The organism is Halorubrum halophilum, from assembly GCF_000739595.1.
Lineage (GTDB): Archaea > Halobacteriota > Halobacteria > Halobacteriales > Haloferacaceae > Halorubrum > Halorubrum halophilum.
Window position 1 is genome coordinate 272,141 of sequence record NZ_BBJP01000023.1, and the last position, 19,512, is coordinate 291,652.

Consider the following 19,512-nt stretch of genomic DNA (forward strand, 5'->3'; position numbering starts at 1 on the left):
GAGCCGCGGGGGCGCCGTCAGGGGCTTCGGTCCAGCTGATCGACGACTCGCTGGAGGTCCGCCTCGCGCTCGATATCGCGTTTGATCTCCTCGCGGCGGCGGACCGCCGCGGAGTCGGCGTCGTACGCGCGCACGAACTCGGCGCGGGTGTGCTCGTCGAACGCGTGCCGGATCGCGAAGTAGCCGTCCGGAACGATCGTACCGCACACCTTACACTCGTGGCGCTGGTGGCCGTTCGTCTGGTGGACGATGGCCGACTCCACGTCGTCGAAGCCGGCGTCGCAGCCGTCGATTCCGCACGTCCAGCGGGGCATGTCATCTCGTCCCCGCCGCGAGGGATTAACGGTTTCCCCCGACGGCCGCCGCTTGGGGCCCGTCGCTCCCGCGCGTGACCGGCGCACCCCCGAGGCGACTCCGCCGGACTCGCCGTCGAACGATACGCCTTTGCTCGGCGACGAAGAACGCCCACCCGTGACTGGATCGAGAACGCGCGTCGACGCCCACGTGAAGGTGCTCGACGACGACGTCGTGGCCCTCGCGAAGGACCGAGGGATCGACGCGCTCGTGTACGCCCCGCACTTCACCCGCCTGCCGACGATCCGGGCGCGCGCGGCCCGGTTCTCCGACGACGACCTGACCGTGGTCCCCGCCCGCGAGGTGTTCACCGGCGACTGGGGGAACCGTCGGCACATCCTCGTTCTCGGCTTGGACGAGCCGGTCCCCGACTACATCACCTTCGAGGCGGCGATGGCCGAGGCCGACCGGCAGGACGCCGCCGTCTTGGCGCCTCACCCGAGCTTCGCGACCATCTCGCTCACCCGCCCGGAGATCGCGGCCCACGACGCTCGGATCGACGCGGTCGAGACGTACAACACGAAGCTCCTCCCGCACCAGAACGCCCGGACGCGCCGGATCGCCGAGGCCACCGATCAGCCGGGGTTCGGCTCGTCGTACGCCCACCTCCCCGGCACCGTGGGCGAGGCGTGGACGGAGTTCGACGGCGACCTCGATGGCGTCGACGCGGTCGTCGAGGCCTTCCGCGAGGCGCGGCCGCGAACCGTGGTCCACCGCGGCGGGGCCGCCCATCAGCTCCGCGGACTCGTGGAGTTCGCCCACCTCGCGTACGAGAACACGTGGGAGAAGCTCGACCGGCAGTTCCTCTCCGGCGACGAGCCGACCCTCCCGAGCAACGTCGCCTACGAGGGGCGGTTCAACGACGTAAGTGTCTACTCCGGGACGCTCTCCGACTACCGGCCGAACTAAGCTTTAGATCCCGAGCCCCGCCGCCGCCTCCGAGGCGGCCGCCGAGAGGTCCAGATCGAGGGTCACGACGTAGGTGTGAATCGCCCAGAAGACCGCGAGTTCGACGGCCGTGACGATCACGGTGACGAGATCCGCGTACTTGCTGCTCGTCGTCACGCCGGTCGGCATCCCGTACTCCGTGTCCGACAGCGGGTGGAACAGCGCGATGCCGCGGCGGCTCCCGACCACGTCGAGGACGTAGTGGGTCAACACGCCGATCCAGACGTACTGGAGGTTGCCGAACACGAGCGGGTACGCGAGGAATATCCCGAGCACCGGGAGGCTGTGGAGCGTCTTCCGGTGGCGGCCGAAGGCGGTGTCGACGTCGGGGAACAGCGCCCCCAACACGATCGGGACGGTGATCTCGGCGACGGTCCGCGCGGTGGCCGCGCTGAGGCTCGGCTCGATGACGAAGCCGAGCCCGAGCGCGAGCAGTAAGCCGTTGAGAACGTGACCCCGTTTGTTCATACCTCCGGGTGACTGGGGGCGCAGGTGAAACCACCGGATCGGGGTGGGCAGAGGATACGGTCGGCATAACGCACGCAGGCGGCCGGCCAAGCGCAGGGGGGCCAGCCGAAAGAGCCACGGCGCCCGACGCCGAGCGACCGGTATGGAGTACGAGGAGCCGAAGTTCTTCCACGTGATGCAGTACGCGACCGCGGCCGACGGCGACGTCATCGACATGGTGAGCGGCAACCCCGACTGGGAGCCGCCGGCCGCGCTGCGGGAGGCGCTCCGCGAGTACGCCGACCTCCCCTCGGCGGAGTTCCAGTACCCGCCGAGCGAGGGACTGCTGGAACTCCGCGAGGCGATCGCCGAGCGCCGGAACGTCGACCCCGACCGCGTGGTGGTCACGAACGGGACCGGCGAGGCGAACTACCTCGCGATGGCGCGCGCGTTCGAGCGCGACGCGGGCGACGAGGCGCTGCTCACCGACCCCGTCTATCCCTACTACCCCGGCAAGGCGGACATGCTCGGCGGGGAGGCGACGCTCGTCCCGACCGCGCGCGACGGGAGCCTCGACGTCGACGCGATCCGGGAGGCCGCGAGCGAGGACACCGCCCTCGTCGTCCTGAACACGCCGAATAACCCGACCGGCGCGGTCTACGACCTCGACGCGATCCGCGAGGTCGTCGCGGTCGCCGAGGCGGTCGACGCCCTCGTCCTCGTCGACGAGGTGTACGACCACTTCGATCTCAGCGGCGAGTTCGAGTCCGCGCTGACGCTGGACTCCGATCGGGTGATCGTCACCAGCGGCTTCTCGAAGTCGATGGCGATCACGGGGTTCCGGGTCGGGTACGGGATCTTCCCCGAGAAACACGTCGGCGACGCCAAGACGCGGCACATGCTCGTGAACGTCGCCGGGGCGCGGCCCTCGCAGTACGCGGTCCACCACGCGCTCGCGGAGACGCCCCCGGAGTACTACGCCGAAGCCCGCGACCTGCTCGCCGACCGCGCGGACGCGTTCACCGACGCACTCGACGCGGCTGGCGCGGAGTACACCCGCCCTGAAGGAGCGTTCTACGTGCTCGCGCGCTTCGACGGCTTCCCCGGGACGATGGACAACGTCAAGCGCCTGATCGACGAGGCCGGCGTCGCCGGGATGCCGGGCGACGCGTTCGGCACCGCCCGCGACGAGTGGATCCGGTTCGCGCTCGTGACGCCGCGGACCGCGGAGGCCGCGGAGCGCCTCGCCGACTACTTCGGGGACTGATCCGTGGACGGCCCCGCGACGGATCGCGGTGGCGTGCCGGCGAGCGCCCTGATAAGGGCGCGAGCCGACCGCGAGGGAGTCGGCGCGGCGCTTAAAAGCGCCGCGCCGACGAGGCTGGGGAGGCGTGAGGTGCGGGGCGGTGCTGTGCGGGGTGGGACTCAAAGGGGCAGCCGCGAGGACGACGCTTGGCGATGCAAGCACCGGAAGGAGCGAGTGAAACGAGCGACTGAGGAGCGCAGCGAGCGTGCGGGCTTCTCGCGACTGGGGCTTTGGAGGTGTTCTCCGCCGATCCAGCATCAACCATTTATAAGCGAGCGACTGGGGCTTTGGAGGAGTTCACCAATTCTCAGTAATCCACTTAAAAACAACCGCCTAAAACGTCCCAAACCGCGTCTAGCCGAAGTTCTCGACCTTCGCGGCGTCCGCGTCGCCGCCGGCGGCCTCGACCGCGGCCTCCGCGTCGGCCACCAGATCGGCGAAGCCGTACACGAAGACGGTCTCGCCCTCGCTCCCCGTCAGCGCCTCGGCGACCGCGTCGTCGAGTTCCTCGTCCGCGTCGAGAAGGTGGATCGCGGCGCCGCGCTCCGCCAGTCGATCGAGCCGGTCCGCGTGCGACACGTCGTCGTCGCGGTAGACGACCGCGGCCTCGGCGCCGTCGTCGAGCGCGCGCTCCGCGATGGCGACCGCCGGACCGACGCCCGGGCCGCCCGCGATCACGACCGCGCGCGGCTCGCCGTCGTAGTGCTGGTCGCCGAACGGCCCGGAGAGGGTCATCTCGGTGCCCGCCTCGGCGCCGGCGAGGAACGCGGAGAAGTCGCCGCCTTCCTCGGGGTCGATGCCGACCGTGACCTCGAAAGTGTCGCCCACGGTCGGCGACGACAGAGTGTAAAACCGAGCGACCGACTCGCCGTCGATCTCGGTGCCGAGCTTGACGAACTGACCGGGCTCGGCGGCGAACCCGTCGGGGGCGTCGAACCGGAGGGCGTACGTGTCGCGGCCGACCGTCTCGACCGCGCTGACCGTCGCTGTCGTGTCCATGACTCCGTTCCGGCCGGGAGACACAAACGTGTTCCCGTCGGCGTCGGTGCTGCCCGTGTCGAAACCGTCGCGGACGCGCGGGCCGTTGGATCGAGTCACGCGCGCTGTCCGTCTGCCGCGCCCGATTTGTTCGACAGTTGTCGATATCACCGACGACAATGAGGGTCGATCGTGAGGGATTTGAAAAACATTCGTTCACTATAAACGATATATAACCGTATCTAAGCGCTATTAGCGACAATATTCGCAGAAAATACAACGAATATTCAGAAACGGATTGGTAGCTCCTTCCAGAAGTCTTTTGATGAGTCCGGCGAAAGCCCCCACATAGCATGCCTGCGGACTTCAACTGGGCCGTCGGCGGTGAGGCCGGCGACGGCATCGACTCGACCGGGAAGATCTTCGCGCAAGCGCTCTCTCGGGCGGGTCGACACGTGTTCACGTCGAAGGACTTCGCCTCGCGGATTCGGGGCGGCTACACCGCGTATAAGGTGCGGACCTCCGTCGACAAGGTACAGAGCGTCGTCGACCGCCTGGACGTCCTCATCGCGTTGACTCCCCGGACCATCGAAGAGAACCTCGACGAACTCCACGAGGGGTCGGTGATCATCTACGACGGCGAGCGGACCACGATGCAAGACGTGGAGATCCCCGAGGAGATGATCGGGATCGACGTCCCGCTCAAGCGACTCGCCGAGGAGGCGGGCGGGGCGATCATGCGGAACGTCGTCGCGCTCGGCGCGGCCTGCGAGGTCGCCGAGTTCCCCATCGAGAACCTCGACTCCGCCCTCGAAAAGCGCTTTTCCGACAAGGGTCAGAAGCTCGTCGACAACAACAAGGAGGCCGCCCGCGCGGGGCGGTCGTACGTCGCCGAGGAGTACGACCACGAGTTCGACTACAACTTGGAGACCACCGACGAGGACTACGTCCTCCTCAACGGCGACGAGGCGATCGGGATGGGCGCCATCGCGGCCGGCTGCCGCTTCTACGCCGGCTACCCGATCACGCCCGCGACCGACGTGATGACGTACCTCACGGGTCGGATCGAACGGTACGGCGGCCACGTCGTGCAGGCGGAAGACGAGCTGTCCGCGATCAACATGGCGCTCGGCGCCGCCCGCGGGGGCGCGCGGTCGATGACCGCCACGTCCGGTCCCGGGATCGACCTGATGACGGAAACGTTCGGGCTCATCGCGACCTCGGAGACGCCGCTGGTCATCTGTAACGTGATGCGCTCCGGCCCCTCGACCGGGATGCCGACGAAACAGGAGCAGGGCGACCTGAACCAGATGCTGTACGGCGGCCACGGCGAGGTCCCCCGGTTCGTACTCGCGCCGACGACGATCGCGGAGTGCTTCTGGAAGACGGTCGAGGCGTTCAACCTCGCCGAGAAGTACCAGCTCCCCGTCTACCTCACCGCCGACCTCTCGATGGCGGTCACCGAGCAGACGTTCTCCCCGGACACCTTCGACATGGACGAGGTTGAGATCGACCGCGGCAACGTCGTCGACGAGACGACGATCGACGACCACATGAGCGAGTCGGGCGGCTTCCAGCCCCACGAGATCACCGACGACGGGATCTCGCCGCGGGCGTTCCCCGGCACCGCCGACGGCGCGCACATGTCCACCGGCCTCGAACACGACGAGCAGGGCCGCCGGACCGAGGACACGGAGATGCGCGTCGAGCAGGTCGACAAGCGCAACCGAAAGGTCGAGACGGCCCGCGAGCGCGAGGACTGGAGCCCGCGCGAGTTCGGCGACGAGGACGCCGACACGCTCGTGGTCACGTGGGGGTCAAATGAGGGCGCGCTCGCCGAGGCCGTCGAGTTCCTCGCGGACGACGGGCTCGACGTGCGGGTCCTCTCGGTCCCGTACATCTTCCCGCGGCCGGACCTGTCCGAGGATGTCGAGGCGGCGGAGAGCGTCATCGTCGTGGAGTGCAACGAGCAGGGGCAGTTCGCGGACCTCGTCGAGCACGACGTGTTAGAGCGCGTCGATCGGATTAACAAGTACAACGGCGTGCGATTCAAGGCGGACGAACTCGCAGACGACATTAAGGAGACCCTCGCGGCGGGGGTGGAGGCGTAACCAATGAGCTCAGACATTCGATTCACCGACTTCAAGTCCGACAAGCAGCCGACGTGGTGCCCGGGGTGCGGCGACTTCGGGACCATGAACGGGATGATGAAGGCGCTCGCGGAGACGGGTAACGACCCCGACAACACCTTCGTCGTCGCCGGCATCGGCTGTTCCGGAAAGATCGGCACGTACATGCACAGCTACGCGCTCCACGGCGTTCACGGGCGCGCGCTCCCGGTCGGCACCGGCGTCAAGATGGCCCGCCCCGACATCGAAGTGATGGTCGCCGGCGGCGACGGCGACGGCTACTCCATCGGCGCGGGCCACTTCGTCCACGCCGTTCGGCGGAACGTCGACATGACGTACGTCGTGATGGACAACCGCATCTACGGGCTGACGAAGGGGCAGGCCTCGCCGACCTCGCGCGAGGACTTCGAGACGTCGACGAGCCCCGAGGGTCCGAAACAGCCGCCCGTTAACCCGCACGCGCTGGCGCTGGCGTCTGGCGCGACGTTCATCGCGCAGTCGTTCTCTTCGGACGCGCTCCGCCATCAGGAGATCATCCAGAAGGCGGTCGAACACGACGGGTTCGGCTTCGTGAACGTCTACTCGCCGTGCGTCACGTTCAACGACGTGGACACCTACGACTACTTCCGCGACTCGCTGGTCGACCTGAAGGAAGAGGACCACGACCCCAGCGACAAGGACGCCGCCAAAGACGTCATCTTCGACGACGAGACGGAGCATCAGGGTATCATCTACCAGGACGAGGAGTCGGTACCGTACCACGAGCGTCACGGCGTCGACGAAGACATGTCCGTCATTCCGGACGGCGCGCCCGAGGGCGCGACGGACCTCGTGCGCGAGTTCTACTGAACCGGAACCGAACGCGGGACCCGGCTTTCCGTCCTGCGTTCCGATCGCGATCGCTTCTGCCGATTGGCGACGTTTCGCCGACCGAGACATTCCGACCTTAGTGGATCGCCAAAATCCGGCGACCGAGGCGGCTCACGGCCCCTTTGCAACCGGTTTCAGCAAACCTAATTACGTGGGTCTGTATTCACGGGTATATGGTTGATCGCTACGACGTCGTGATCGCGGGTGCCGGACCGGCGGGCGCCCAGTGCGCTCGCGACCTGGCGACGCGAGACTACGACGTCGTCGTTCTCGAAACAGAGCAGGAAGACGAGTTTCCCCGCCAGAGCAACAAATCGACCGCCGGGACGTTCCCGTCGATGATGTCCTCCTTCGGGGTCCCCGACGACGTGGTGATGTCGTACACCGACGACGTGGTGTTGGAGTCGCCCAACAGCCACTACAAGAGCTACCAGCCCGGCGCGGTGTTGGAGTTCGCCGAGTTCAAGCGGTTCCTCGTCGCAGACGGCCGCGAGAACGGCGCCGAGTACCGGTTCGACTCGCGCGTCTCCCGGCCGATCCTCGACGACGACGGCGTCATCGAGGGGGTCCGGTACAACGGCGACGAGGAGGTGTACGGCGAGGTGGTCGTCGACGCCACCGGCCCCGCGGCGCCGATCGCGAGCGCCCTCGACGTGGTCGATCTGGAGCGGGAAAACCAGGCGATCGGGATCGAGTACGAGATGGAGGGCGTCGAGATGAACCACCCGGAGTACGCCGACCTGCGGCGGGCGATGATGCTCCGCCTCGACCACGACATCGCGCCCGGCGGCTACTCGTGGATCTTCGCGACCGGCGAGGACACCGCGAAGGTCGGGCTCTGTTACATCCAGAACGACCGGCACCGCGAGTTCGCACAGGAGGGGCAGACCGTCGACGGCTACCTCGACGCGTGGGTCGACCGCGATCCCCGCTTCGCCGACGCCGAGACGATCGACGAGAAGGTCCACCGCGGCTCCGCGCACATCCAGATGCCCGACGAGATGCACACCGACCGCTTCCTCGCGATCGGCGACACGGTCCCCTCCATCGACCCGCTGTGGGGCGAGGGGATCCACAAGGGGATGAAGTCGGCCCGCGCCGCGGCGGCCACCGTCGACCGGTGTCTCACCGACTCGGAGCGCCGCCTCGACGCCGAGAGCCTCGCCGTCTACGAGCGCCTCTGGCACCGCGACGTGGCGCCGCGGATGAAGTCGCGGCTGATGCTCACGCGGCTGCTGTACCTCGCGCCCAACGAGCGCTACGACCAGTTCATGCGCGACCTCCGGCAGGCGGAGGAGAACACGCTGGAGAAGGCGAACCAAGGCGAGAAGGCGTCGATGGCGAAGCTGCTCCACCTCTCCGACGTCCCGCTGTTGGCGAAGTTCGCGCGCGAGCACCTGGGGTCGTAGCGACGGTCCGTTCGGGCTGACGAGGCCGGATCCCGCAGAGACCCGCCGATTTAATGCGACGTGGGTAGTGTTACGATACCAAGAGCCCTGATGCACGATGGATGACGTGGAACTGTCGGAGGGCGACGCCCTGCGCCGGATGTACCGGATCACCGCGGAGCAGGAGCGGTCGTTCGAGAGCAAGCTCCCGGATCTCCTCGATCTGGGCTGCGTCTACCTCGGGGTCGAGACCGGCTTTCTCACCGAGATCGACGACGACACCCAGCAGATCGTGGCCGCGAGCGGCGATCACGAGCTGCTCCAGTCAGGGCAGAGCTGCCCGCTGTCGAAGGCGTACTGCAGGAAGACGGTCGATGTCGACGGCGCGCTGACCGTCCAGCACGCGCGCGTCGAGGGGTGGGAGGAGGACGCCGCCTACGAGGAGTTCGGGCTGGAGACGTACATCGGGGCGAAGGTCGTCGTCAACCGCGGGGTGTACGGCACGTTCTGTTTCGCGGACACCGAGGCGCGCGACCGGCCCTTCTCCGAGGACGAGGAGACGTTCGTCGAGCTGATGGCCCAGTGGGTGAGCTACGAGATCTTCCAGAAGCAGGCCACCGAACGGATACAGAAACAGCGCGACCAGCTGGAGGAGTTCACCCGCGTCGTCTCCCACGACATCCGGAACCCGCTCGGCATCGTCGACGGCTACCTCGACTTGGCCGAAGAGACGGGCGACCCCGAGCACTTCGAACGGTGCCGCAACGCGATAGACCGGATGGGGTCGCTGATCGACGACCTGCTGTTTCTCACCCGCGAGGGGCAGACGATCGGGGGCCGCGAGGAGATCCGGATCGACGAACTCGTCGAGGAGTGTTGGTCGTTCGTGAACGCGACCCATGCGACCCTCGAAGTCGACACCGACCGCGCCGTCTTGGGCGACTGGAGCCGGCTCCAGCAGGTGTTCGAGAACCTGTTTCGAAACGCCATCGAACACGGCGGCGAGGACGTGACGATCCGCGTCGGCGACCTGGACGGCGGCGACGGCGTCTACGTCGAGGACGACGGCGCGGGGATTCCCGAAGACGAGCGCGATCAGGTGTTCGTCGACGGGTTCACCACCGGCGAGTCCGGGACCGGGCTCGGGCTGACGATCATCCAGCAGGTCGTCTCGGCGCACGGCTGGGAGGTGTCGGTGACCGAGAGCGACGCGGGCGGGGCGCGGTTCGAGATCGGCGGGATGGAGCCGGTCGAGCCGGGGACGGAGGGTAGCGAGTAGTCGAGCGGCTCCGTTTCGATCTCCACCGGGTGAGTATCTATCTCGGTTGCGGTCGATACGGACACGGCGGCGATCGATCGCGGGAGTAGGTATCGTACGTCGCAAGTGAGATTGGTTATAAGCGATCGAGTGGCGTTGCTGTCGGCTATTTATAAGCGATCGACGACTCTGTGGTGAAGACCTCCAAAGCCCCAGCCGGTGAGGCGGGCGCACGCTCGTTGCGCTCCTCAGTCGCTCGTTCCACTCGCTCCCTGCGGTGCTTGCGTCGCCTGCGCCCGCCTCACCGGCTGCCCCTTTGAGTCCTCCCCACCCGCAACCGCACCGCAGCCTCACGCCTCCCCAGCCTCGTCGCTCGCCTCTGGCGAGCGACTCCCTCGCGCGGGCGGTTCGCGCCGCGTTGCGGCGCTCACCGGGGCGCGCCACCGCCGCGTTCATTTATAAGCGATTGTCGCTATCGCTCATGTCTTTTTAAGTACGATCTTGCCACTGACGATCTGCAATACTCACTTTTGCAATCGAGCGGGGAGCAATCCTCAGTAACCGACTGTCGCGGGTGAATCCGACTGAAAATAGGATTTCAACGTCGTCGTCGGAGAGAAACGGCGTCGTCAGTCGTGCCGGAAACAGCGCGAGCCCGTAAACGCCATCGCCATGTCGTGTTCGTCGGCCGCGGCGATCACGTCCTCGTCGTTGACGGAGCCGCCGGGCTGGATCACGGCCTCGATGCCGGCCTCGGCCGCCTCCTCGATCGCGTCCGGGAACGGGAAGAAGGCGTCGGAGGCCATCACCGCGCCCTCGGCGGATTTCCCGTCCGCGTCCTTCTCGGCCTTCATCGCCGCCAGCGTGACGGCGTCGACGCGGGACACCTGCCCCATCCCGACGCCGACCGTCTCCGTGCCGGTCGCGAAGAGGATGCCGTTCGACTTGACGTGTTTGAGCGTCTTCCACGCGAAGGTCATCGTCTCAAGCTGCTCGTCGGTGGGCTCGCGCTCGGTGACCACCTCGAGGTCGCTCGCGGCCGGCGACTGGCGGTCCCGCTCCTGCACGAGGCGACCGCCGACGACCGGCTTCTCCGTGAATTGCTCGGAGAAGCGCTCGTCGCCCTCGCCGAGGGGGCCCACGTCGAGCACGCGGAGGTTCTTCTTCTCCCGGAGCACGTCGAGCGCGCTGTCGGTGTAGCCGGGCGCGACGACGACCTCCTTGAAGGAGTCGACGACCGCGTCAGCGGTGTCGGCGTCGCACTCGCGGTTCAGCGCGACGATGCCGCCGAACGCGGACTTCGCGTCGGTGCGGAGCGCGCGGTCGTACGCGTCCGCGAGCGTGTCGCTCGTCGCGCAGCCGGCCGGGTTCGTGTGCTTGATCACGGCGGCCGCGGGCTCGTCGAACTCCTTGACGAGGTTCAACGCGGCGTCGGCGTCGTTGTAGTTGTTGTACCCCATCCCCTTCGCACCGGAGTTCAGTTGGGGCGCATCGACGACGCTCGCCTCCTCGCAGCCGTCGTCGACGTAGAGCGCGGCATCCTGATGGGGGTTCTCGCCGTACCGCAGCGTGTCGGCGCGCTCCTCGGAGACGAACCGTCGCTCGGGGAAGTCGCCGCCTGCGTCGCCGTCGACGGTCACGTTCACGGGGGCGCCGTCGCCGTCGCGCTCGACCGTCACCCGGTCCTCGGCGAACCACCGCACCGCCCGCGGGTACGCCGTGAACTCGGCGTCGTGAAGCACGCGGTCCTTCAGCGCGTCGGCGTCGTCGCCCTCGTAGACGGGCACCGGCTCCTGCGTGACGATCGGGCCCGCGTCGACCTCCTCGGTGACGACGTGAACGGTACAGCCGGTGGTGCGGACGCCGGCGTCGAGCACCTGCTCGTGGGCGTCCGTGCCGGGGAACGCGGGCAAAAGCGACGGGTGGACGTTCAGCGTCGCCGGCGCTGCGTCGAGGAACTCGTCGGTGAGCACGCGCATGTACCCGTCCAGACAGACGAGGTCGAAGTCGTACCCGGCCAGTCGGTCGACGATCCGTCGCTCGTGCGACTCGCGCGATTCCCCCTCCTCGCGCTCGACGACCTCGGTCGGGATCCGGCGCTCCGTCGCGGCCTCCAGCACGGGCGCCTGTTCGCGGTTGGTCAGGACGACCGACAGCTCCGCGCCGCCCGGCGCGGCGTCGGCGATGTGTCTGAGGTTCCGTCCCCGGTTGCTCGCGAGTCCGGCGATCTTCATACCTGTGGGGTCCGACCGATCGCGTATATCCATTGCGGTCCGCGGCGGGAGTGTGTTCACGTTCGCGGATATATATCAGGTAAGAACCCGGCGGAGATCGAGAACGGATCCACGTCCGTGCGTCTCCCCATCGACACGCTTTTGCTGGCTCCGGCGGCAGTCGCGGACATGACCGACGCCGACGACACGCCCGGCGACGACGCACCGGCCGACGAACCGATCCCCGGGCTGTCGCGCTCGGACCCCCTCGCGGCGGTGTCCCCGCTCGACGGGCGGTACGCCTCCCGGACCACGCCGCTGTCGCCGTACGCGAGCGAGGCCGCGCTCATGCGCGCCCGGACTCGCGTCGAGGTCGAGTACCTGATCGAACTGGCCGCACTCGACGCGACCCCCATCTCTCTCGACGAGACGGCCGAGGCGGCGCTTCGGGCGATCTACGAGGATTTCTCCGCCGAGGACGCTCGCCTCGTCAAGGCGCTTGAGGTCGAGGGCGCCGAGGGGTACGACGCGACCAACCACGACGTGAAGGCGGTCGAGTACTTCCTGCGGGTCCGACTCGACGACCTCGAGGAGTCTGACACGATCGCCGAGAGCGAGGCGCTGTACCCGTGGATCCACTTCGGGCTCACGAGCGAGGACGTGAACAACCTCGCGCACCGACTCTTGGTGAAACAGGCCGTGAGCGAGGCGATCGTCCCCGCGATCCGCGAGGTCCGGGACGCGCTCGCCGACCTCGCGCGGGAGCACCGCGAGACGCCGATGCTGGCGCGTACCCACGGCCAACCCGCGACGCCGACGACGTTCGGCAAGGAGATGGCCGTGTACGCCTCGCGGCTCGGCCGTGCGCTCGGGCGGGTCGTCGTCGCGAACGGCGACCTCTCTGGCAAGCTCGCGGGCGCGTCCGGCACGTACGCGGCCCACGACGCCGCCTACCCCGAGGTCGACTGGCCCGCCTTCGCCGAGTCGTTCGTGCGCGGGCTCGATCTGGAGCACACGCGGCTCGCGACGCAGGTGAACCCCTGCGACGACTTGGCAGCGCTGTTCGACGCGCTGCGGGGCGTCAACAACGTCCTCCTCGATCTCGACCTCGACGCGTGGCTGTACGTCTCCGACCGCTACCTCGGCCAGCGGACCGTCGAGGGCGAGACCGGCTCCTCGACGATGCCGCACAAGGTGAACCCGATCGACTTCGAGAACAGCGAGGGGAACCTCTCGAAGGCGAACTCGGATCTGGCCTTCCTCGCCGACTACGTGACGACCTCGCGGCTCCAGCGCGACCTCTCCGACTCGACGGTCAAGCGCAACGTCGGCGCCGCCCTCGCGCACTGCCTGATCGGCTACTCGAAGGCTGGCGACGGGCTCGCGTCGATCGTTCCGAACGAGACCGTCATGCGCGAGGAGCTGGCGGCGACACCAGAGGTGATCGGCGAGGCGGTCCAGACGATCCTCCGCCGTGAGGGCGACACGGACGCCTACGAGCGCGTGAAGGACCTGACGCGGGGCAAGCGCGTCACTCTCGATAACTTCCGCGACCTCTTCGACGACCTCGACGTCGACGAGGGCGTCCGCGAGGAGCTGAAGGCGTTGACGCCCGCAGGGTACACCGGCGTCGCCGACGAGTTGGTCGACGAGATCGACGAGTAACGCCACAAAAGGTTTAGTCGTCGCGGGAGCAGGTGGCACCGATGCCCTCCGACGACAGCGAGACGGAGTACTCCGTCTTCGACGACGAACGGACCGACGAGCGAGACCGCGCGACCGACGATCGGGATCGTTCGGCAGGCGATCGAGACCGCACCGCGGGCGATCAGTCCCCCGCGACCGACGACCGCCACGATTCGATCGCCGCCGGCGAGGGACGCGGCTGTCCGAAGTGCGGCGGCGAGGAGACCGAGACGGACGAGATCGCCACGAGCGGCACCGGCCTCACCAAGATGCTCGACGTACAGAACCGCCAGTTCACGGTGGTCTCGTGCGCGGACTGCGGCTACTCGGAGCTGTACAAGGGACGCTCGACCGGCGACGCGATCGACTTCTTCATCGGGTAGGTGGGCGCGACGCGGCCGAGACCGTCCCTCTTTTGAACTCTCTTACGCCCCGTCGATTGCGACCGATTTATGTCGGCGGAAAGAAACGTCACGACCGCGCATGGTCTCCCTCCGTTCACCCTCGACCCTCCCGGTCGTCGGCGTCCTCGCCGACGGCAGAACGTACAGACACCTGTTGTACCTCCTGCTCGCGATCCCGCTCGGGTTCGTCTACTCGATGCTGTTCTCGTTCGGGTTCATGTTCGGACTCGTGTTCTCCGCGGTGCTGGTCGGCTTCGTCATCCTGCTGGCGACGCTCATCGGCGCCCGGATCGCCGCCGGCTTCGAGCGCTGGCTCGCCAACCGGCTGCTGGGGACGGACCTCGACCGGTACGACGACGTGCCCGCCGACACGGACGGCGCGGTCGCGGGCGTCAGAAAGTACGTCGACGCGGCGTCGACGTGGCGGGGCGTCGGCTTCCTCTCGCTGAAGTTCTTCGTCACCGTGGTCGCGTTCGTCCCTCTGGTCGCGCTCGCGAACGGGCTCCCGCTGCTTCTCGCCCCGCTGCGGTACCCCTACGTGGCCAACTTCGGCGAGTCCAACGGGGAGCCGGTAACGTGGGCGATCGACACGCTCCCCGAGGCGTTGCTGGCGGTCCTGCTCGGCGTCGTCGGAGTCCTTGTGGCGCTCCACGTCACGAACTTCGTCGCGTACGTCTGTCGGCAGATGGCGACCGCGCTGCTCGGGGAGCCGAGGACGGACGAGGAGGCGTCTGCCGCGGAGTCGGCGGCGGACGACGGGGGTCCGGTGACAGTCGACGACTCGAGCGGGAGCGACGATTCTAGTGGGAGCGACGACGAGTCGCCGGCCGCCGAGTCCGCGCCTCCCGAACCGGACGAGTTCATCCCGGCGGACGCGGTTGAGCCGGGCTCGGGCGACGATACAGGCTCAGCCGGCGATACAGGCTCGGCGGACGAGCCGGTCCGGGACGACGGCGGCTCCTGATCCGGCGCCGCGGCTGCCGTGACCGCCGCGGCCGCCGCGATCCCCGCCCCCGGAGCGCTTATTCTCGTGCGACCGTCAGAGTCGGTATGGCTCCGACGCTCGTCGCCGCCGCCGTCGGCGCGTTGCTGGCGGCGGCCCTGCTCGGCGCCGCGTTCGACCGGCGCGCGGTCGCGGTCGTCGTCGCGGCTGCGGTCGCTCCCGATCTCGACGCGCTCGCGAGTCTCGTCGTTCCGGGCGCGACGAACGCGCTTCTCCACTCGATCTGGCTCCCGCTGTTCGCGGCGGGCGCGCTCTACTGGGACGCCGTCGTGAGCGGTGAATCCCGGTTCCGCGCTCGGTTCGGGTGGCGCGGCGTGCGGATCGTGTGGGTCGCGCTCGCCGCGTTCCTCGTCGCCGGCGTCGGGACGGACCTGTTCGGATCAGAGGGAGCGAACCTGCTGTATCCCGCTCACGACGCCTACTATCGGATCGACGGACGACTTCTCTTCTCGACGCGAGAGGGGATCGTCCAGACGTTCGTCGCGCTCGGCGCTGACGGCCCCGGAATCCTCCCGATCGCGAGCCCGGGAACGACCGCCTCGCACGCGATTCCGACGTTCGTGAATCCCGACGGGCGACCGGGTCTCGCGCTCGACGCCGACCGCGAGCTGTCGCTCGTCCGGAGCGCGTGGCAGTTGGTCGTCGTCGCGGCCGCGGTCGCGACGCTTGCGGTCCGGTTCGGGCGACGGGAGGTGACCGAGTAGTGCCCTCGACGGTCGTTCACGCCGGGTTCGCGCTGTTGCTCGCGGCGGCGCTGCTCGGCGACTACTACGACCGGCGTGCGCTCGCGGTCCTGCTCGTGGTCGTGGTGGTTCCCGAAATCGACAGCTTCCTCGGGCCGATCATGCCCGGCGCTCACCGGACGGTCGGACACAACCTCGTCTTCCCCGCGGTCGGCGCGCTGCTCCTGTACTACGACACCCGCGTTCGGGGTCGGTCGCTGGTCCGCGACCGGCTCTCCGACCGATGGGTCGCGATCGCGTGGGTGGCGATCTTCGCGCACGTCTTCGCACACGTCGCGCTCGACTGGACCCACCTCGACGGAGTGAACCTCCTCTGGCCGCTTCGCGACGAGTTCCTCGCGCTCGACGGGGAGATTCTGCTCTCGACCGCCGACGGCTTCGTCCAGACGTTCGTCGACGTGCGGATCGATCCGGAGACGGGCACGCGGAGCGTCGACGCCGGAACGACGGGATCGACGGAGACCGTCCACGTCAACAACCCGGTCGAGCCGCGCGACCCGTCGATCGTCACCGACGAGCCGGTAGACCGGCGGTTCCCGGTCGCGAGCAGCGGCTGGCGGCTCTACCTGATCGGGTTGGGCCTCTTCGCGCTCGTCGCGAGACGGGTACAGGGGCCGGATTCGGGATCGGACCCGGACGCCACCGAGGAGTGAGTTCGAGTCGGACCCGTCCGAGCCGCGTCCGGGTCGCTTTCGAACCGACCGCGGACGGGCGGGGAATCCGACGCGACGAAAATCCTGATAACCGTTTATAAGATCCGCCATTCCGCACAAAAACAATGACAGTTAGGCCCGTGATGCCGTCCCGCCGAGACAGTCCGAACACGCGTCGCGTATGGAAACGACACCCCGACCGCGCGGGTGATCGGCGATGACGCTCTCGGCGAGCGCACCGCTGGCGCTGGTTCCGCTTTTGGTCGTCGCCGGACTCCTCGTCGGGCTGCTGTGGTCCGCCTCGCGCGCGATGCCGGTCGCGTGGCTGGCCGCCGCCGCGGTCGCGTTCCTCGCGTGGGACATGCCCGTCGAGTGGATCCTCGCCGCGTCGGCCAACGGCGCCATGGCCGCGATCGAGATCCTGTGGATCGTCTTCGGCGCGCTGGTCCTGTTGTACACGCTGATGAACTCCGGCGCCGTCGACCGGATCAACGCCGGCTTCGCGTCGATCAGCGACGACCGACGGGTGCAGGTCGTCCTGTTAGGCTTCTTCCTCGCGACGTTCATCGAGGGCGTCGCCGGGTTCGGGACGCCCGCGGCGGTGGTCGCGCCCCTGCTGCTCGCGCTCGGGTTCCCGGCCTTCGCCGCCGTCGTCGCGGCGCTCGTCGGCCACGCCGTCGCGACCGTGTTCGGCGCCGTCGGCACGCCGATCATCGTCGGGTTCGAACAGCCGCTCGCCGCGGTCTCCGACGCCATCGTCGGCGGCGGGTTCGAGTCCGTCGGCGCGTACTCGGCGAGCGCGGGCGCGTGGGCGGCCGTCTTCAATGGACTGTTAGGCACGCTCATGCCGCTTTTCGCGGTGGGGATGGTCGTCTACTTCTTCGGTGCGACCGACGACGAGGACCGGTCGCTGGAGCCGGTGTGGGAGGTCGCTCCGCTGTGTCTGTTCGCGGGCGTCGCGTTCGCGGTGCCGTACGTCGCCGCGGCGTGGCTCGTCGGGCCGGAGCTCCCGTCGCTCATCGCGGCGATGGTCGGCGGCGCCGTCGTCGTCCTAACGCTGAACGCGGGGTATCTCCTGCCGGAGGAAGAGTGGACGTTCCCGCCCCGCGAGGAGTGGCCCGACCACTGGGTCGGGAGCATCGAGCCGGGCAGCGACGCGGGGGAGGGAGCGCTCGACGCCGAGACGGTCGCGGGCGGCGACGCTGCGTCGACCGGCGACGAGGGCGGCGCGGTCGCCGGCGAGCCGTCCGTTTCGCTCCTACGTGCGTGGTCGCCGTACCTCGCGCTCGTCGTACTGCTGATCGGGACGCGGGTGATCGACCCGATCGCGTCGTTCCTCCAGAACGGTCCCGGGATGACGATCGCGGTCGACGGCATCCTCGGGACCGGAATCGACGGCGCGATCGGCTGGGCGTACGTCCCCGGGACGTGGCTGCTCGTCAGCGCGCTGCTCGCGGTCCCGATCTTCCGGATGCGGAGCGGTGACGTGACTGACGCGTGGCGCGAGGCCGCCGGGAAGATCGTCTCGCCGGCGATCTCGCTGGTGTTCGTCATCGCGATGGTCGAAGTGATGCTCCAGACCGCCGCCCACCCCGGCGCGACCGTCGACGGGAGCATGATCGTCGTGCTCGCGGACGCGACCGCGTCGACGTTCGGCGCGGCGTACCCCTTCTTCGCGCCGATGGTGGGGACCCTCGGGGCGTTCATCGCCGGGTCGATCACCGTGAGCAACGTGACGTTCGCGGCGTTCCAGTTCGAGATCGCACAGGAACTCGGACTGTCGACGCAACTGCTCGTCGGCGCCCAGACAATCGGTGCGTCGATCGGGAACGTGATCGCGATCCACAACGTGATCGCCGCGCTCGCGACGGTCGGCCTCGTCGGCAAGACCGGTCACGTCATCAGGCTGAACCTGATCCCCGTGGCATACTACCTCACCGCCGGCGGCGCGCTGACGACCGCGTTCGTGTACGTCGTGTTCCCGACGGTGTTCTGAGGAGGGCGACGGATCGCGCCACCTCCTCAGAGCCCGTGGCGGTCGCGGTGTTTCGCCGAGGGATCCGGACACAGCTACCGACCCTCTCCCCTCAGAGGATCGCACGACTGCGGCGTTCGCCTTGGAACCCCGAGGCTAATTGATTCTCTGGGGGAAGGGGGATAGATCCTCTATTTCCCCGATGACGCACAGTATAGCGATTCTACTGTGCGTTTGAGAACAACCGATATGGCGGAGGAATCGGAATGGACTTGCGGGGGTCCCGTGAGTGCAACGAACGGGACCACGCGAGGGAACGACTGAACGAACGAAGTGAGTGAAGAAGTGGACTCGCGGGGATTTGAACCCCGGGCCTTCCCCGTGCCAGGGGGATGATCTACCACTGATCTACGAGCCCTCGTACGCATCCATTCGTTCCCCGCTGGATATATTAAGGCCTTCGACTCGGCGACACCGCCGACATCGATTCCCACACGGCTTCAGATCCGCGCGGAATCGACGTACACGTCGAGGTCGACGTCGCGCGTCGAGTCTTCCAAATCGCGCACGGCGCGCTCGACGACGCGCTCGGCCTCGCCTCTGATGAGCGGGATCGCCTTCTTCAGCACCCAGTCGAACGAGACGAGAGCGGGGAGGTTGAGCGCGTCCGAACTGGCCGAGCCGGGGTCGAACTCGACTTCGAGCGCGACTTCGCACGGGCGGTCGGTCGGGTCGTCGCCGCCGCTGTCGTCGGCGGTGTGGTCCGTGTCGGGACCGCTCTCCGACGCCGCCGGCGTTACTCGCCAACACCCGCCGGCGTCGATGTCCTTCGTGATCTCCCAGTCGATCCGTTCGGGCGGGTCGACGCCGGTCACGCGCGAGTGAGCCGTGTAGGTGATCTTCCACCACGCGAACGTCAGCGCGTAGCGGGTTCCCGGCCCGCCCTCCCCCTCCAGCGTCCGTACCTCCCGGAGGTACTCCGAGTAGTTGGCGTACCGCGGGAAGTCGAGCAGGAACGCGTACACGTCCTCGGGGTCGGCGTACACCTCCGTGCTCACGACGAGTTCGTCCACGCAGGGGAATTCGGGTGACGCCTATTAAGCAGTCCGACGATTGGATGGGGCCCTCTCGATCGGAAGCCGAAACGATCCCTCGAA

General features: G+C 68.1%; 17 protein-coding genes and 1 tRNA gene. 12 read left to right on the top strand and 6 right to left on the bottom strand.

Annotated elements, in window-relative coordinates; translation table 11 throughout:
- Nucleotides 1-17: 17 nt before the first annotated feature.
- Nucleotides 18-314 (bottom strand): DUF7565 family protein, encoded by a 297-nt coding sequence (locus ACP96_RS09085; RefSeq protein ID WP_050025438.1) that lies wholly within the window; start codon nt 312-314, stop codon nt 18-20.
- A gap of 130 nt (nt 315-444) precedes the next feature.
- Here ACP96_RS09085 and ACP96_RS09090 point away from each other — a divergent pair, with 130 nt between their 5' ends.
- The gene (locus tag ACP96_RS09090) at nt 445-1,263 is read left to right on the top strand and encodes a PHP domain-containing protein (protein ID WP_050025436.1); all 819 of its coding nucleotides are present in this window, start codon (nt 445-447) and stop codon (nt 1,261-1,263) included.
- Between the two features lie 3 nt (nt 1,264-1,266).
- On the opposite strand, the gene ACP96_RS09095 is transcribed toward ACP96_RS09090, so the two are convergent.
- Nucleotides 1,267-1,770 carry a metal-dependent hydrolase gene (locus tag ACP96_RS09095; RefSeq protein ID WP_050025433.1) on the bottom strand — a complete coding sequence of 168 codons (504 nt, stop codon included), beginning with the start codon at nt 1,768-1,770 and terminating at the stop codon, nt 1,267-1,269.
- Nucleotides 1,771-1,912: 142 nt separating this feature from the next.
- Here ACP96_RS09095 and ACP96_RS09100 point away from each other — a divergent pair, with 142 nt between their 5' ends.
- A complete protein-coding gene (locus ACP96_RS09100) occupies nt 1,913-3,016 on the top strand; it encodes a pyridoxal phosphate-dependent aminotransferase (RefSeq protein ID WP_050025432.1) in 1,104 nt (367 codons plus the stop codon).
- Nucleotides 3,017-3,409: 393 nt separating this feature from the next.
- Here the strand turns inward: ACP96_RS09100 and ACP96_RS09105 are convergent, their stop codons facing one another.
- Complete coding sequence (locus ACP96_RS09105) at nt 3,410-4,054, bottom strand: FAD-dependent oxidoreductase (RefSeq protein ID WP_050033089.1); 645 nt, start codon at nt 4,052-4,054, stop codon at nt 3,410-3,412.
- Nucleotides 4,055-4,386: 332 nt separating this feature from the next.
- Here ACP96_RS09105 and ACP96_RS09110 point away from each other — a divergent pair, with 332 nt between their 5' ends.
- From ACP96_RS09110 to ACP96_RS09125, 4 genes are all read left to right on the top strand, one after another.
- The gene (locus ACP96_RS09110) at nt 4,387-6,144 is read left to right on the top strand and encodes a 2-oxoacid:acceptor oxidoreductase subunit alpha (RefSeq protein WP_050033069.1); all 1,758 of its coding nucleotides are present in this window, start codon (nt 4,387-4,389) and stop codon (nt 6,142-6,144) included.
- Nucleotides 6,145-6,147: 3 nt separating this feature from the next.
- Nucleotides 6,148-7,011: a 2-oxoacid:ferredoxin oxidoreductase subunit beta gene (locus ACP96_RS09115; RefSeq protein WP_050025427.1), complete on the top strand. Its 864-nt coding sequence runs from the start codon at nt 6,148-6,150 to the stop codon at nt 7,009-7,011.
- 194 nt (nt 7,012-7,205) lie between these two features.
- Nucleotides 7,206-8,441: a digeranylgeranylglycerophospholipid reductase gene (locus tag ACP96_RS09120; protein ID WP_050025426.1), complete on the top strand. Its 1,236-nt coding sequence runs from the start codon at nt 7,206-7,208 to the stop codon at nt 8,439-8,441.
- A gap of 97 nt (nt 8,442-8,538) precedes the next feature.
- Nucleotides 8,539-9,699, top strand: a complete 1,161-nt coding sequence (locus tag ACP96_RS09125; protein ID WP_050033070.1) for a sensor histidine kinase — start codon at nt 8,539-8,541, stop codon at nt 9,697-9,699.
- 608 nt (nt 9,700-10,307) lie between these two features.
- Here ACP96_RS09125 and purH read toward each other — a convergent pair.
- Nucleotides 10,308-11,912, bottom strand: coding sequence for a bifunctional phosphoribosylaminoimidazolecarboxamide formyltransferase/IMP cyclohydrolase (gene purH / locus ACP96_RS09130; RefSeq protein ID WP_050033071.1), 1,605 nt, complete (start codon nt 11,910-11,912; stop codon nt 10,308-10,310).
- A 168-nt stretch (nt 11,913-12,080) separates the two neighbouring features.
- Here purH and purB point away from each other — a divergent pair, with 168 nt between their 5' ends.
- The 6 genes from purB (at nt 12,081) to ACP96_RS09160 (ending at nt 18,376) form a co-directional block, all read left to right on the top strand.
- A complete protein-coding gene (gene purB, locus ACP96_RS09135; RefSeq protein WP_050033072.1) occupies nt 12,081-13,556 on the top strand; it encodes an adenylosuccinate lyase in 1,476 nt (491 codons plus the stop codon).
- Between the two features lie 41 nt (nt 13,557-13,597).
- Nucleotides 13,598-13,960: a zinc ribbon domain-containing protein gene (locus tag ACP96_RS09140; protein ID WP_050033073.1), complete on the top strand. Its 363-nt coding sequence runs from the start codon at nt 13,598-13,600 to the stop codon at nt 13,958-13,960.
- 100 nt (nt 13,961-14,060) lie between these two features.
- Entirely contained in the window at nt 14,061-14,945 is an 885-nt protein-coding gene (locus ACP96_RS09145; RefSeq protein WP_050033074.1) for a sensor domain-containing protein, read from the top strand.
- A gap of 86 nt (nt 14,946-15,031) precedes the next feature.
- Nucleotides 15,032-15,688 carry a hypothetical protein gene (locus ACP96_RS09150; RefSeq protein ID WP_050033075.1) on the top strand — a complete coding sequence of 219 codons (657 nt, stop codon included), beginning with the start codon at nt 15,032-15,034 and terminating at the stop codon, nt 15,686-15,688.
- Nucleotides 15,688-16,380: a metal-dependent hydrolase gene (locus ACP96_RS09155; protein ID WP_050033076.1), complete on the top strand. Its 693-nt coding sequence runs from the start codon at nt 15,688-15,690 to the stop codon at nt 16,378-16,380. The genes ACP96_RS09150 and ACP96_RS09155 overlap by 1 nt, the downstream gene beginning before the upstream one ends.
- Before the next feature lie 217 nt (nt 16,381-16,597).
- Nucleotides 16,598-18,376 carry an L-lactate permease gene (locus ACP96_RS09160; protein WP_050033077.1) on the top strand — a complete coding sequence of 593 codons (1,779 nt, stop codon included), beginning with the start codon at nt 16,598-16,600 and terminating at the stop codon, nt 18,374-18,376.
- A 325-nt stretch (nt 18,377-18,701) separates the two neighbouring features.
- On the opposite strand, the gene ACP96_RS09165 is transcribed toward ACP96_RS09160, so the two are convergent.
- Nucleotides 18,702-18,773, bottom strand: a tRNA-Ala gene (locus ACP96_RS09165).
- 82 nt (nt 18,774-18,855) lie between these two features.
- Nucleotides 18,856-19,428 carry an SRPBCC family protein gene (locus ACP96_RS09170; RefSeq protein ID WP_050024170.1) on the bottom strand — a complete coding sequence of 191 codons (573 nt, stop codon included), beginning with the start codon at nt 19,426-19,428 and terminating at the stop codon, nt 18,856-18,858.
- Nucleotides 19,429-19,512 lie beyond the last annotated feature (84 nt).